Annotated in this window: 10 protein-coding genes; 3 read left to right on the plus strand and 7 right to left on the minus strand. The window is 48.6% G+C overall.

Annotated features, from left to right (window positions below; all coding sequences use genetic code 11):
• The first annotated feature begins 206 nt into the window (after positions 1-206).
• Positions 207-1,220 carry an erythrose-4-phosphate dehydrogenase gene (locus HUN05_10195; protein ID WDP85454.1) on the plus strand — a complete coding sequence of 338 codons (1,014 nt, stop codon included), beginning with the start codon at positions 207-209 and terminating at the stop codon, positions 1,218-1,220.
• A 117-nt stretch (positions 1,221-1,337) separates the two neighbouring features.
• Here HUN05_10195 and HUN05_10200 read toward each other — a convergent pair whose 3' ends face one another.
• From HUN05_10200 to HUN05_10230, 7 genes are all read right to left on the minus strand, one after another.
• Entirely contained in the window at positions 1,338-2,126 is a 789-nt protein-coding gene (locus HUN05_10200; GenBank protein ID WDP85455.1) for an AAA family ATPase, read from the minus strand.
• A 17-nt stretch (positions 2,127-2,143) separates the two neighbouring features.
• On the minus strand, positions 2,144-2,440 hold the full coding sequence (locus HUN05_10205; protein ID WDP85456.1) for a hypothetical protein: 297 nt from the start codon (positions 2,438-2,440) through the stop codon (positions 2,144-2,146).
• 148 nt (positions 2,441-2,588) lie between these two features.
• Positions 2,589-3,494, minus strand: coding sequence for a dihydropteroate synthase (locus HUN05_10210; protein WDP85457.1), 906 nt, complete (start codon positions 3,492-3,494; stop codon positions 2,589-2,591).
• A 64-nt stretch (positions 3,495-3,558) separates the two neighbouring features.
• Positions 3,559-4,899, minus strand: a complete 1,341-nt coding sequence (locus HUN05_10215) for an acetyl-CoA decarbonylase/synthase complex subunit gamma (protein WDP85458.1) — start codon at positions 4,897-4,899, stop codon at positions 3,559-3,561.
• A gap of 75 nt (positions 4,900-4,974) precedes the next feature.
• Complete coding sequence (gene cdhC / locus HUN05_10220) at positions 4,975-7,188, minus strand: CO dehydrogenase/CO-methylating acetyl-CoA synthase complex subunit beta (GenBank protein WDP85459.1); 2,214 nt, start codon at positions 7,186-7,188, stop codon at positions 4,975-4,977.
• Between the two features lie 77 nt (positions 7,189-7,265).
• On the minus strand, positions 7,266-9,293 hold the full coding sequence (gene cooS / locus HUN05_10225) for an anaerobic carbon-monoxide dehydrogenase catalytic subunit (protein WDP85460.1): 2,028 nt from the start codon (positions 9,291-9,293) through the stop codon (positions 7,266-7,268).
• A 75-nt stretch (positions 9,294-9,368) separates the two neighbouring features.
• Complete coding sequence (locus HUN05_10230) at positions 9,369-10,871, minus strand: acetyl-CoA decarbonylase/synthase complex subunit delta (GenBank protein ID WDP85461.1); 1,503 nt, start codon at positions 10,869-10,871, stop codon at positions 9,369-9,371.
• Between the two features lie 661 nt (positions 10,872-11,532).
• Here HUN05_10230 and HUN05_10235 point away from each other — a divergent pair.
• Together HUN05_10235 and folD are read left to right on the plus strand one after the other, a co-directional pair.
• The gene (locus tag HUN05_10235) at positions 11,533-13,308 is read left to right on the plus strand and encodes a formate--tetrahydrofolate ligase (protein WDP85462.1); all 1,776 of its coding nucleotides are present in this window, start codon (positions 11,533-11,535) and stop codon (positions 13,306-13,308) included.
• Positions 13,309-13,420: 112 nt separating this feature from the next.
• Entirely contained in the window at positions 13,421-14,314 is an 894-nt protein-coding gene (folD, locus tag HUN05_10240) for a bifunctional methylenetetrahydrofolate dehydrogenase/methenyltetrahydrofolate cyclohydrolase FolD (GenBank protein ID WDP85463.1), read from the plus strand.
• Positions 14,315-14,436 lie beyond the last annotated feature (122 nt).

Below are 14,436 nucleotides of genomic sequence, written 5' to 3' on the forward strand. Positions count from 1 at the left end.
AAATCTTTTGCCGTAAATCGCGATAAACCTCTGATTTCAGGATTGATAAATAGCCGGACCCGTCTGTATAGTATCAATGGTTCCTGATTTTAAGTCAAGTAAGAATCTTTTAATATGCAGGTTAAAGGCTTTGGGGTTAAATTGTGGGCAGGTTTATGATATAGGATCATCTTAAATTACACATAAATGCAAAACGGCAAAGAGGCATGACATATAATATCGCAATCAATGGGTACGGCAGGATAGGGCGCTGTGTTGCAAGAGCCTTGTATGAATCTTCACGGTTTAAGGAAAAACTCAACCTTGTTGCCATCAATGAGACGGCAAACCCCGGCACCCTCTACCATTTGACCCGGTATGACTCCACCCACGGCAGATTTCCCGTGGAGATTAAAACGAGTGCCCAGGGGCTGATTATCGGCGCAGATCAAATTTATCTGTTCCGGGAAAAAAATATCGTTAACCTGCCGTGGAAGGATTTGGGTGTGGATGTGGTCCTTGACTGTACAGGGATTTACAGTGACAGGGAGTCTGCTGAGCTTCATCTTTTGTCCGGGGCGGGCAAGGTTATCTATTCCCATCCGGCCAAAGACGAGATGGATGCCACTATCGTTTACGGGGTAAACCACGGGATACTCAGGCCTGAGCATGCTGTTATTTCAAATGCCTCGTGCACCTCCAATTGTCTGATTCCCATTCTGGATACCATTGACCAAAAATTGGGTATTGATAACGGGGCCATTACCACCATTCATTCAGCCATGCATGATCAACCCGTGCTGGATGCCTATAATACTGACTTGAGAAAGACAAGGTCTGCGCTTCAGTCCATTATTCCGGTATCCACCTCCCTGGAAAAAGGGATCGGCAGAATTTTAAGTCATTTGGACGGAAAGTTTGAAACCCTGGCCATGCGGGTTCCCACCACCAACGTCTCCATCATGGACATTACCCTTGGGGTGAAAACAGATACCCATGCCCATGAGGTCAACCAGATGCTGGCTCGGGCTGCAGATGGCAAATTAAAGGGGATATTGGGGGTGAGTGATGAGCAGCTGGTCTCCTGTGATTTTAACCATGATCCGCGATCAGCCATTGTGGATTTGCCCCAGACCCGGGTATCAGGACGGCGGATGGTAAAAATTCAGGCCTGGTTTGATAATGAATGGGGGTATTCAAACCGGATGCTGGATACAACCATTGCAGCCATGGAGGCCTGATCCGGTGCTTTAAAAAAAGGGGTGCAGTTTGATATCAAGCTGCATCCCCAAGCGCTTATCCCTATTCTGATGGTTAGACCGGGGCAAAAAAACCAAATCCAGATGATGACAAGATCCTTATGCTTCTTGGTCTAGGGCAATTAATTTTTCTGCAATTTTTTTGAGTTCAACCGGAATGGCATCAATGTCATCAAAGGGGCGTCTGCCTTCCCGGTCAGACTGTACAATTTCATCCAGCTCCGGAAGGAATCCTAAAATTTCATAGTCGCCCATGCTTTCTCGGATCAGGGTTTTATCTTCTTCTGACTTGACCCTATTGCCTAAAACCACAATATTTTTGATGCCGATATCCTGGCCCAGTTTTCGGATTTTATCCGCGGCCACCCGGCTTCTTTTTCCCGGATTGACCACCACCACAAGGGCATCTACAGAGCCTGAGGTGGCACGGCCCAAGTGCTCAACCCCTGCTTCCATATCCATGACCACCACCTCGTTTCTGGCCAGGACCAGATGGTTCATCAATGCCTTTAAAATGGTGGCTTCAGGACAGATACACCCGCTTCCCCCCTGCTGAACCGTGCCCATAACCAATAATTTTACCCCGTCCTTTTCAATGGAGAAACGGTCGGGAATATCATCCACCCTGGGGTTGATGGTGAAAAAGCCTCCCATGGTGCCGGGTTGTGCGCCTGTCCGCTCGGCAATAAGGTCGGAGAGTTCTGCCACCGGGGTGATGGGCTGGGTTTCATCAATGCCCAATCCTGCAGCCAGGTTGGCAACCGGATCTGCATCAATGGCAATAACGCTTGTCTCTTTTTTAATGGCGGCAATGGTTCTGGCGATAAGCGAGGTTACGGTTGTTTTCCCCACCCCGCCTTTGCCGCCGAATGCAAGTTTTAAACTCACTGTCTGCTCCTTGTAGATTATCCCAGCTGCTTTGAGATTTTACCTGTTTCATCAAGAAGGAATATCTTATGTCCCTTGTCTTTTGCAGCGACAAGGATATCATCTTCAATCACGGCATGGACATCATATTTGCCTTTAAAGACGTCCTTGGGCATCAGGGCAAAGCAGGCTTTTGCATCCTGTTTTGTCTTGAATGCAGGAAGAAATTTTTCATTTGTAGCCTCATTGTTGAATCCGATAAATTCTTCGTAGGGTGTTTCCGGATCCTTGACAATCAGGTAATACCAGTTTTCAGTAATTTCCATATTATCCATTAAGAATTTCCTTTTCACAATTGTCCGTTATCAGCCTAAAACATAAGGTCTTATCTTATAAAATAAAGGGGTGACAGGCAAGAAAAGAAAAGCCCCTGTCTGTAATTTACAGACAGGGGCCGGATACAACAAATTTCCCTAAAGGGATTTAGATTTCAAGCCATGAGTCAGAATACAGGGTTTCGCCCATGATGACTTTATAGGTTTTGTAGTATTCGAGCAGTTCACCTTCCAGGCTTGCCGCTCCAGGATCATTTCCGTCCATCAGACCCCAGATCAAATCCTTGATGTCGTCGCGCTGGCCCTTGGCAATGGCAGTCTGTCTTTTGTCAAGCGGATCTGCAATTACCGATTTCATGCCGTATTTCCAGAGCATGCACATATAGGTGGAGTTGAGGATGGGGCGCAGATGCTCTGGCGGACCATTGGAGATGTTGGACAGACCGCAGGTGGATTTTGCACCCGGTGCAATATCTTCAAGCATCATCTGAAAGTTGAGCAGGCTCATGCACTGCTGTTGCTGAATGTTCACAGGCGTTACAATGCCGTCTACCCAGATTTTTTCGTTGGGGATGCCGGCCTCGTTGGCAAAATAAAGGAGTTCAACCGCCAGGGCTGCCCTTTCATTCTCGTCGCGGGGAAGTCCTTCAGGTCCCCACATGAGTGCCACAAAGTCCGCATCATACTGAACTGTCATGGGGACCATGGATTCATACCGCTCTGCCCGGGCCATGATCGAATTGACAATATGAGGTTTGTCAGCGGGTTTGCAGACCTTAAGACCTGCCTCAATGGCGTCGATGTTTGAAGAATCAAGAAGAAGGGGCATTCCCGGCACGGCTTCCTGAACCACGTTAACAACCCAAGGCATCAGCTCTGTACCGAACTTTTTGGCCGGGCCCAGGTTGATGTCAATATAATCCATGCCCAGTTCTTTTTGTCTGAGAACTTCTTCCTGGATGGGTACGGGATTACGTTTGGCAGGATCTGCTTCCTTGAATTCTTTTCCAATGACCGTGGAAATTACATTCAGGCTTTCACCAAAAAGAATCATACTGTTTTCCTTTTACGTTAAATGTGAATCTTTCAGGGGCAGGAAAACCTGCCCCTTTTTAAAACTATTTGGTTTTGAGGAAAGCGGGTAAATGGGCCGCTTCTCTCGGTCCAACGGTTATGGTCCATCCGGGAAGTTCTTCTTCAACATCCCCTGCAATGGCAGCTGCGTAACCCGGGATAATCAATTCAGTATGTTTGACCTTGTCCATGATACCGCTCTTTTTCACAAACATGCCAACATCATCACCGCCAAATTTTCCGGCAGCCCAGGCAGTCAGAACGGAAAGCCCTTCTGAATCCTTGACCAGCAGCCATGCCGGCACCCTGGATGCCTCTATTTCACCTGATACGATGAAATAAGTCAAGGCAAAGTTGGTGGTGACCAGCACCGGTGAATTTTCATCGGGGTTGCCGATTTCAAATATACCTTCGGTCACGGTCATGGGTCTCTGGGGATCGGTAAAAATATTGAGTCTTTCCAGCAACAGCGGGAACAAGGACTCGGATGTAAAATCGGACATCACCACGATGCCGCCGTATTTGGCAACAAACATGCCTGAGATAAGGGTTTCCATATCCAGGTTGGATGCCATTTCACATGGAAAGGTGATGGTGGGAAAGCCCAATGCCTTGTTAGAGGCCTTGAGGGCTGCACGCCGGATGGCAACCTGATCTTCCAGGGCCTGTTTGATCTCACGGGCACCTGTATCCAGAACAAGATCCTTGAGTCCCATGCCGGTGAGTTTTTCAGTCAAAGGAATCAGGGCGTCGACAGAATCGGCCTTGACAGCCAAAGGCAGATCCGCTTCTTTGGCAAGGGCGCCCATCTCATCTGCGTTGGCTTCTGTGGCGGCATAGAGTAAAGGACGTTTAAATCCGGCCTTTTCAACACCTGCCTTCATAACGGAAAGATCTTCGGTCATGAGGATCAGGTTGAACTCGGATTCCTTGGCAATTTTTTCAGCAACAGCTGCAAAGGCATCGTCACCATTGCCTGCATCTTTAACAACCAGAAGTTCGGGTCTCAGGTTCAGGCCTACCCGCTCAAACTGGAATGCATTGTATACTTTTAATTTAGTGTCAAGGTCTCCAAGGTCCACGTCTGAGCTGATTGTAGCAGCGAGAATTGTGGGATTGAAAAATGTTTTTTCATGTCTGTAAAGAACGGTTTCCCCGCCGGTGGTGGTTTTACGGACACCTTTGCCTAAGGCCACAGGCCGGATGGGAGGTGCGGATGCTTCGGCTAACTTTTCCTTGGCTTCGTCAGAAACGTAGGGGCAGCTGTCCAATTCCGCCTTACCCGATGCAAGATTCATTGCAAAGGCAAGACAGGTGGGCACTCCGCACTCCTTACAATTGGTCTTGGGCAGGAGTTTGAATATTTGAATACCGGTTAATGCCATTTTTATCTCCTTAAGTCTTTCTTACGCTTTGGGTGGCCCGGAAGAAGGATCTTCCGGGCCTTTGGTATTATACAATTAGCCTACAAGTGATTCCATGTCCAGGGCAGGATGGCCTTTTTCCTGGAGAAAGGGAAGGATCTCTTCTTCGGTCATACCCACGGTTTCATCGGCAATTTTATCCCAGAGATCAGGTACGCCCATCTCTGCGGCACGTTTGTCAATGCGTTCTTTGAGTTCGTCTTTGAGCATCTTGGGCATCCAGACCATTCTCAACAGTCCGCCGTCTCCCAGGATGAATTTACCCTGGGTGATGTTATGTTTTGAATGACCCACAAATCCCGGAGAAGATGCACCGCCGCCCATGACACCGGCAAGGGTGGTGAACTTCATACCGCAGGGGGTTTCTCCTGAATAATCACGGCCAACCGTCATGACACCGTTACACATGGGCAGCATGGCAGCAATACATTCGCAGCAGCCGCAGGTGGTCATGGGATCAACAACCATGGAGTAAAAGTTATAATGGGTTACCGCGCCTCTGGATGCTTTGTATACAAAGTCATTGACGCCTTTCCACTGACCGAGTTTCGGATCAATGCATTCACCCTTTTCAATGGGCTGGTTGGGGCCAGTGGGATTGATTTCAAAGGCTGCCTTGCAGTCCATCCAGTTGTAAGCGCCGCAGAGTCCTGTTCTTTCAGGAGATACGGAACATACATGGGAGGGAGCAAAAGACTGGCACAGGGTGCAGGAGTAGAAGGTTTCCACATCCTCATCTGTCATGTTGTCCACACGGGCATCACGGGTCAGATAGTTTTCACGGGCCAGTTCAGTCATCTTGTCAACATCGTCGGTCTTGGTGTACAAGGTCACCTGAACCTTGTCGACAATTTTGGTGAAATCCTGATGGAATTTGGCATGGAGAACCACACCGATATCTTTCAAGGTAAAGCCTTTTTCAATGGCAGCCTTGGAAATACGGACCCAGGAGATATCCCTTTGCCCTATATGCATGATGCCCTGGATATAGTTGATCAGATGATGGATCTGACGTTCCATGATGGGCTCAAAGTCTTCCTGGAATTCACGGCCGGCAATTTCCACCTTGATCCCTAGTGGGAAGGTGTCGCCTTCTTTGATGTTCTCAAGATCCGGGCCTTCCACAACGACTTTGCCGTCTTCAATGTCATTCATGCCGGCCATTTTAACCAGCTCGGTGCACTGGGTTTTTCCGCCGCCGCACTGGGCATAAAGGTCGGCACCGCGAACACGCTCACCTTCGTATGCAGGACCGAATGCACAGGGAATCTCGATGTCAGCCACCTGGACTTTCAGGCCGCGGACTTCAACTGATTTTTGTACCATGTCTTCATGGGCAACCGGGGCCACCACATGTTCGTAGGTACAAATACCTGTGGGCAGGATTTCCGGGATGGGGGTATCTGCAATTGTGGGAAAGCCCCAGTTAACACAACCGGCGGCTGCAACGCCCCATTCAGTACCCACATCACCCAGGGCATTAACAAAGGCAAAAATTCTTTCCTTGTTGTACTTGAGGATGGTTTTGTAATCGCCGGGCTGAACACCGCCGAATGCCATGGCTGCCCTGTTGGCAAACCCAAGGGCAAATACGGCAGAGGAAATGTCCGGACCAAAGGGAACGATACGGGTGTTCCAACCGATCTGCATACCTGCATCCAGGCACTGCTGGATAATGGTTTTACCGTTATGATTGGCTGCGCAGAAGATGTACAGAGAACGTTTCTGGTAATCTTCAACAATCATTTTGGCAATGTCTTTATCCGGTGCTGCACCCACAATGGCTGCAAACCCGGGAGCGGAACCGTCAACAAATTCAACACCACGTTTTCTAAGAATTGTATCATCGGCAGCACCCACCCAGAGTTTACCGTTTTCAACATTCGGATCTTCCTGGGCAATATAAAAATCAGGATCGTTCAGGTAGCGAAGCGCCTCTTTGATTTCATAGGAGATAATACCTGCCATACCGGCATCAAGCAATGGTCCCAGGTACGGAAGCCAGTTTTTCAGCTTGATATGGGGAGGAAGCAGGCCCCGGGCAAATTCCATGGGTTTTTTCAAGTCTTCCAGGGTTTCGCACTTTAAACCGGTCAGAGAGTAGATGACCGGCAGAAAGTAAGCAGTGTTGGGAAATCCGATTTTAGTGCTGGCATCATAGGTCTGGAGTGCTTTTTCAAGTTCACCTTCAACCTCTGCAACCACTTTGTAGCCACCCTGAATGGCAGCAAATGCGATTAATTTAGACATATTATCTTTCCTCCTTCGTTGAGGATATTAGTTATTATTCTTTTTAATCTCATGGAGTTATAATTATTTTATAATCCTTATGCTTCCAGGGCCTGACGGTCAGCCATGTCCATCATGACTCTCTCTCTTGCCTTGTCGATACCAAGTTCTTTTCTCTTTTTATCGATATGGGCGATCATGAGCTGGGCATGTTTGACAGGATCGATTTCCAGATCCCATTTGCCGCCGTAGATTTTTTCCATTTCTTTGGAAATATAGTCATGGAAAACAGGGGCGCCTGATGTGGGCAGGGTAACACCGAATACGGTGTAAACACCTGAGGCCACAAAATAATGGCCAATGGAGATGGCTTTTTCACTCATCCATTCCGGGGCAGATCCCGCAACCGGCAGGTCGCAGATGTCGCTGCCCAAACCACCGGCCTTGACAACCTCAGTGGCTGCCAGCAGGATCCGGGAGTTGTCCACGCAGGAACCTAAGTGGAGCACCGGCGGGATACCAACGGTTTCACAGACTTCTGCAAGGCCAGGACCGCAGTGGACAGCGCCTGCTTCAGGTGTGAGCAGTCCTTCCATGGCACAGGCAATGGCGTTACAACCTGTGGTCAGAACAATCACATCGTTTTTGATCAGTTCTTTGACCACCCGGATGTGACCGTCATTGTGTTTGGTTCTGGCATTGTTACAGCCGACAACCCCTGCGATACCGCGGATACGGCCGTTGATGATATTGTCGTTCAGGGTGTAGTAGGTGCCTCTGAAGGTGCCGCCCAGATGGTATTGGATGGATTCCACGCCAAAACCTGCAATCTGATTGGCTTTATAGGGCGGGATCATGACTTCAGAGCCGCGGTTGGCAAAGTTGTCAATGGCCATTTTAACGATGCGTTTGGCATCATCCAGTGCATGGTGTTCGTCAAATTCAATGTGAATGACGTTGTCCTGTTCCATTTTTGCAATGGGGTGGGTGGTGATCAGTTTGGTATGGAAGCACTTGGCCACATTGGCCAGGTTCTGCATGATACACTGGATATCCACGACCATGGCGTCGCAGGCGCCGGTGATAATGGCCATTTCCTGCTGGAGGAAGGTGGCTGCCGTGGGGATGCCGTGGCGCTGGAGGATTTCATTGGCTGTACAGCAGATGCCGCCCAGCTGAATGCCCTTGGCTCCTTTTTCCTTGGCATAGTCGATCATTTCCTGGGACTGGGCTACGGCTACGATGATTTCAGAGAGTACAGGTTCATGGCCGTGAACGATGAGGTTGACATGGTCTTCTTTCATGATCCCTAGGTTGGCTTCGGACTGAACCGGGTAGGGAGTGCCGAAAAGTACGTCCTGGAGGTCGGTGGCCAGCATGGATCCGCCCCAGCCGTCACCAATGGCGGCACGGGTGCCCTGTTTCATCAGGTTTTTATAGTCCTGGTCAACACCCATGTGGGTTCTGTGCATGATTTCAACGATTTCACGGTCAATGTTTCTCGGAACAACCCCTTGTTTTTTCCATTTTTCATACAGGGGTGCGGGAGCACGTTTTGCGTAGAGCACTTCTCCTTCGGGTTTGCCCCATTCCTGGATGGCCACTTCAGCCACTTCCAGAGCGATTTCATCAATCTCTCTGTCTTTGACTTCCCCGTCTACTTCCACAGTCACATCAACGCCCAAATGGGGAGCGATGGAGAGCAGTTTCTGGGTGTCTTTTATCTGGTAGGCATCTGTTTCTTTTCTTGCCGCGGACAAAAATACTTCTGCCACACACCGGCCATGATCAGAATGGGCAGATGCGCCGCCGGCGATCATGCGGATAAAGTTTCTGGCGGCAATGGTATTTGCCGTGGCACCGCAAAGGCCTTTTCTATTATCTTCGCCTTCAATTCCGCCCTTGGGAAGGGGGAGGCGACAGGGTCCCATTGAGCAATTTTTACAGCAGATTCCCTGGATACCGATGTTACAGGGTTTCATGTTGGCGGCCCGGTCAAAAACCGTATCAATGCCCAATTCCTGGGCACGGGCCTGGAGTTCCTGGGTTCCCAGATCAATGGAAACTTCTTTTGGATCTGCCAGTTTTGGCGCTTTCACTTTTTTTTCTTTCTTAATTTCTGCCATCAGAGGTTCCTCCTCTTAATTGTCGTATGATAAGTCGATGAATTCATCTAAATACATTTTGCAACATTGTACTGATTATCGTTTATGGGTTCTATCCAGGGATTCTAGAATTTTTTCAAGCTCTGTCTTCTGGAGTTTAGCCGCGGTCTTGGGCACTTTTGTTTTGGGCCCGCCCGCTCTGCTGGCAGCCTGGGCTTCTTTTTCAGCGGCCCGTTTTTCACGGATGGCATCTTCTTCTGCCTGGCGTGAGGCGGCAGTGTCCTTTTCAGCCTGTTTTTCAGCTTCGATCTTGGCCTGGGCATCTGCTTCGGCCTTGGCTTGGGCATCTGCTTTGGTTTTGGCTTCTGCCTCAGCCTTTGCTTTGGCTTCTGCTTCGGGATCTACTGCAGGCGCAGCCGCTTCTTTCTTGGGCTCTGCTTTTGCCGGGGCCGCTACTTTTTTGGGCTCTTCTTTTGCAGGAGCTGCTTTTTTTGCAGGAGCTGCTTCTTTTGCAGGTGCCGGAGCCGCCTTTTTGGCTGGCGCGCCTTTCTTTTCTTCTTCCATGGTCAGATCGGGCGCAGGGGCCATTGCTGCAAAGTCAATGTCCACATCATCGAGCCGTTTGGTGGCCGGTGCCACATCCATGGCAGATCCGCCGTCTGAAATCAGGTCAATAAAGGCCTTGGTCAATTTGATAGATTCTGGATGACGCATGACCATGATGCTGGAACCGGACATGAGGTAGGATACCGCACCCACAGCTTCCATTAGGATGGCCCGCTTTTCAGGATCACCCAGTTCAGGGGCCTCTTCAACCGTCTGTTTGGCTTCCTTGCATTTCCAGACTTCATTTCCCAGGTTGTTGATCATGGGGTTCTGAAGTTTGTCATCTCCCTGGGTCATGGCAGCCTGGGACAGACGTTCCATAACTGAATAGGAGTACTCAAGGCCGTAGCCAAGTCCACCTGTGGTGGGATCAACAATAACCTTGTCCAGGGAAACCCCTAGGTTTTCCAAGAGAATGTTAACCTGTTTGGCCAGGTTGACATCAATGGGGGAGGAAGAGATGATGGTATGGCCGTAGCCCATGCAGGCTGCGCCGATTCCTTTGTGATTTTTTTCTTCCACAGGGCCCAGAATCAGATTTCCGCCTTCGCAGACTTCGGCAATTTTTTTGAGCACCTCTTCATCTTTTGCAGGCACGGCACAGCCCCAGGCAATCAGGGGAACGCTGACAGCCTCTAATACCTTCTTTACAGTGGCGGCGGTGTCATCTGGACTCGCATTCTTGTCGTTGGGATCAATGCTTTTGAGCTGGAGAACGATGGCCTGAGCCCCGTATTCGTCCACGCATTTTTTAGCCCATGCCGCAGGATCAGCGACCACATCCTTAAAAGGAGCAAGGGCTGCTTCCGGCCAGTCTTCAGGTGCCATATCCCAAATTTCCATGGCAATCACGGGTTTGTTGGGCATTTCTCCTTCAAACTGGTAAAAAGGATAACTTGTTTGTCCGCCGACGGTAATTGCGGTGTCGCCTTTGCCAATGGTAACACCTTTGATACTGCCGGCATAAGTTTCTTTGGTTATTTCAAATCCCACTTTTACCTCCTAAAATTTTAAAGATAGTTATGAGTTGGGGGGGGTTAGAATTAAAAAGACATGATGCTACCGAAAAAAAGAAAATAAATAAGGAACGGATTGAATCAAACGGGTTTACCCTGATTTTGACGTTCCTTACCATATAATTACCCTTGTTCAGGTTAATAAATCGATAACAGACTATGACTTATAATTTGTAAGGTTTTTTGTCAATAGATGAGTTGATTTATTGACGTGATGGTTTAAAACCTTTATCTGCAAAGGTTTCAACTACTTCCGGATGATGGAATAAAAGCAAGTGTTCAATGAATCTAATTTAGTTTTTAAACTAAAAATCGCAGTGGCGAAATTCATTTATTTTTTTTATTTTGGCATAATCTCTAATTGGTTTTTTCGGTCTGGGCAGCGTTTGAATGAATGAATTTAAGGAGGGCGGGAAAAGCCGCGGATCTTTTTTGAAAGGAATGTTCAAGGGTCTCAATGGGATATGAAAAAGATGGTCTGGTAATTCATACAAAGGGTTGATTTTTTTATTTTATTTATATAGTTAGGATATTCAGTTAGACAATTTTTGGATTCAAACAACGTAATACTTGGTTTCTATTACTTTTTATCATTGGCCTACATAAATAGGGCCACCAAATCTTTAAAGGAGTAAGCCATGGCATTAGATCCAACCAAACACCTAGACTGGGAAATTGCAGAAGACGCAGAAAAAACAATGCTCACCATTTATGAAATCGGTGAAAAACTGGGACTGACCAAGGAAGAGTTACTTCCCCAGGGTCATTACATTGCAAAGATCGATTTCAGGGCCGTTCTCAAGCGGCTTAAAGACAAACCCGATGGGAAATACATTGATGTTACCGCCATTTCACCCACACCCCTGGGCGAAGGTAAATCCACCTCTAGTATGGGGCTTGTTCAGGGCCTGGGTAAAATAGGCAAAAATGTGTGTGCTGCCATTCGTCAGCCTTCCGGCGGACCGACCATGAATATCAAAGGATCTGCTGCAGGCGGCGGTCTTGCCCAGTGCATTCCTTTGACACCTTTTTCTTTAGGGTTTACCGGCGATATCAATGCCATTATGAATGCCCACAACCTGGCCATGGTGGCCTTGACCTCCCGTCTTCAGCATGAACGTAACTATACTGACGAACAGCTTGAACGCCTTTCCGGCATGAAAAGAATTGATATTGATCCCACAAAGGTTGAAATGGGATGGATCATGGATTTTTGCTGCCAGGCGCTTCGTAACATTATCATCGGTATTGACGGTGTTAACGGCAAGGCTGACGGCTTTATGATGAAATCAAAATTCGGTATTGCCGTATCTTCAGAAGTGATGGCCATTCTGGCCATTGCAAATGATTTAAAAGATATGCGTGAAAGAATGGGCAAGATTGTTGTGGCCTATACCAAAAAAGGACTGCCTGTGACCACTGAAGATCTTCAGGTGGCCGGTGCCATGACCGCATGGATGGTGGATGCCCTTAATCCTTCTTTGATGCAGACCCTTGAAGGCCAGCCCGTTATTGTTCATGCAGGCCCCTTTGCCAATATCGCCATTGGTCAGTCTTCTGTTATTGCGGATAAGGTGGGTCTGAAACTGGCCGACTACCATGTCACGGAATCCGGGTTTGGTGCGGATATCGGTTTTGAAAAATTTTGGAACCTCAAATGTCGTTATTCAGGTCTGAAACCAGACTGCGCCGTTGTCGTTGCCACCATCCGTGCCCTTAAATGCCATGGCGGCGCTCCGGTACCTGTTCCTGGTAAACCCATGCCCGAAGAGTACAGCACGGAAAATGTTGAGTGGGTTGGGAAAGGATGTGCCAACCTTATTCACCATATTAAAAATGTTAGAAAAGCCGGTATTGCTCCTGTGGTCTGCATCAATGCATTCTATACAGATACCGATGCTGAAATTGCCAAGGTTCGTGAACTTTGCGAAGCCGAAGGTGCAAGGGTTGCCCTGTCCCGTCACTGGGAACATGGTGGTGACGGCGCCATTGAATTTGCAGAAACCGTTGTGGAAGCCTGCGAAGATAAATCAGAATTTAAGTTCCTCTATGAACTTGATCTGCCGGTTAAAGAGAGAATCGAACTGGTGGCCAAAGAAGTTTATGGCGCTGACGGTGTTGACTACTCTGCTGATGCTGAGGTTGCTCTCAAGAGAATCCAGGCCGATCCTGTGCTTTCAGGTCTGGGTCTGTGCATGGTTAAAACCCATCTGTCCCTGTCTGACAATCCTGCCCTTAAAGGGGTTCCCACAGGCTGGAGACTGACCATCCGCGAAGTCCTCACCTACGGCGGTGCAGGCTTTATCGTTCCGGTTGCAGGCGCCATTTCTCTGATGCCGGGTACAGGTTCCAACCCTGCGTTTAAACGGGTTGATGTGGATGTTGAAACCGGCAAGGTTCAGGGCGTATTCTAGGCCTGATTTATACACAAGGCAAATCGGTTTGTTCCTTTTGGCAAACCGATTTGTTGTGTTCTGATCAAAAGCCCTGGACTTGTCTGTCAGGGCTTCAATCACGGAGGTTATTATGACTGCTGAAATTATTAGCGGAACAGAAATAAGAAAGGCGATCCTCGCAGAGGTCAAAGAAGAAGTCGAGCAGATTAAGGCAGAAACAGGGAAAGTCCCGGGACTGGTTACCATCCTTGTGGGCTCAAGCCCTGCATCCATATCTTATGTTACCTTGAAAGTTAAAACTGCCATCAGCTTAGGGTTCCATGAGATTCAGGATGACCAGCCCGAAGATATTTCCGAGGCAGACCTGCTGGCGCTGATCGACAAGTACAACACAGATCCGGATATCCATGGTATCCTGGTTCAGCTGCCGCTGCCCAAGCACATTGATGATAAAAAAGTGCTCAACGCCATTAATCCGGACAAGGACGTGGATGCCTTCCATCCGGTGAATGTGGGCCGTTTGATGATCGGCGGTGAAGAGGCTATTTTTCATCCCTGCACCCCGGCCGGTATTCAGGAAATGATCGTTCGCTCCGGCACTGAAACATCTGGTGCGGAAGTGGTTGTTGTGGGCCGTTCCAATATTGTGGGTAAACCCATTGCCATGATGATGGCCCAGAAGGGTGTGGGTGCCAATGCCACCGTAACAATCGTTCATACCCGGACCAAAGACCTGGCTGCCCATTGCAAGAGAGCCGATGTTCTTATTGTGGCTGCCGGCGTGCCGGATCTTGTAAAACCCGAATGGATCAAACCCGGTTCCACAGTGATTGATGTGGGTGTGAATCGTGTGGGCATGAACGAAAAGACCGGCAAGGCCATACTCAAGGGTGATGTGGATTTTGATGCGGCCAAGGAAATTGCGGGGAAGATTACCCCGGTTCCCGGCGGTGTAGGCCCCATGACCATTGCCATGCTCATGAAAAATACCTTGAAATCTGCCAAGTATGCCTGGGGTAAATAATAAAATTTACAATTCCTTCTGATCCCGGGCATATTCGGGGTTAGGTGTCAACTTGACCGCCGGTGTGATTCCTTCATGCCGGCGATTTTTTTATTTGGTTTGTTTTTTTGACTCATCTCTTT

The sequence above is a fragment of the Desulfobacter sp. genome, from assembly GCA_028768545.1.
GTDB lineage: Bacteria > Desulfobacterota > Desulfobacteria > Desulfobacterales > Desulfobacteraceae > Desulfobacter.

What these genes read in the sequence shown, in the direction of transcription:
- HUN05_10195 (WDP85454.1), top strand. Translation starts at nt 207, where the DNA reads ATGACATATAATATCGCAATCAATGGGTACGGCAGGATAGGGCGCTGT.
- HUN05_10205 (WDP85456.1), bottom strand. Translation starts at nt 2,440, where the DNA reads ATGGATAATATGGAAATTACTGAAAACTGGTATTACCTGATTGTCAAG.
- HUN05_10210 (WDP85457.1), bottom strand. Translation starts at nt 3,494, where the DNA reads ATGATTCTTTTTGGTGAAAGCCTGAATGTAATTTCCACGGTCATTGGA.
- HUN05_10215 (WDP85458.1), bottom strand. Translation starts at nt 4,899, where the DNA reads ATGGCATTAACCGGTATTCAAATATTCAAACTCCTGCCCAAGACCAAT.
- cdhC (WDP85459.1), bottom strand. Translation starts at nt 7,188, where the DNA reads ATGTCTAAATTAATCGCATTTGCTGCCATTCAGGGTGGCTACAAAGTG.
- cooS (WDP85460.1), bottom strand. Translation starts at nt 9,293, where the DNA reads ATGGCAGAAATTAAGAAAGAAAAAAAAGTGAAAGCGCCAAAACTGGCA.
- HUN05_10235 (WDP85462.1), top strand. Translation starts at nt 11,533, where the DNA reads ATGGCATTAGATCCAACCAAACACCTAGACTGGGAAATTGCAGAAGAC.
- folD (WDP85463.1), top strand. Translation starts at nt 13,421, where the DNA reads ATGACTGCTGAAATTATTAGCGGAACAGAAATAAGAAAGGCGATCCTC.